The 419-nt window shown below is 69.2% G+C and carries 1 protein-coding gene; it reads left to right on the top strand.

Translation table 11 applies throughout. The features are described from left to right. Nucleotides 1-419, top strand: a 419-nt coding sequence (locus tag D7X55_RS41690) for a bifunctional 2-polyprenyl-6-hydroxyphenol methylase/3-demethylubiquinol 3-O-methyltransferase UbiG (RefSeq protein WP_147470524.1), incomplete at both ends; no start/stop codon positions are given.

Genomic DNA, 419 nt, shown 5'->3' on the forward strand with positions numbered 1-419 from the left:
GCATGGCCGCGCATGACTCGACGCACTGGTGGTACCGGGCGCGGCGCGACATCCTGCACGACTATCTGCAACGGTTCGGCGAACTGCCCGAGCATGCGCGCATCCTGGAGATCGGCTGCGGCACCGGGCACAATCTGCCGATGCTGAGCCAGTTCGGGGAGGTCGAGGCGATCGAGATCGACCCCGCCGCCCGCGCCATCGCCAGCGAGCGGCTGGGCAGGGCGGTCGGCACGGCGCCGCTGCCGATCCTGCCCGACGTGCCGCGTGGGAGCTATGACCTGATCGCGGTGCTGGACGTGGTCGAGCATATCGAGAACGATGTGGCGGCGCTCAAGGCGATGCGCGACTGCCTCGCACCCGGCGGCAAGATCCTGATCACCGTGCCCGCGCATCCGTGGATGTGGAGCGCGCATGACGTG

Source organism: Corallococcus sp. AB049A, from assembly GCF_003668885.1.
Lineage (GTDB): Bacteria > Myxococcota > Myxococcia > Myxococcales > Myxococcaceae > Corallococcus > Corallococcus interemptor.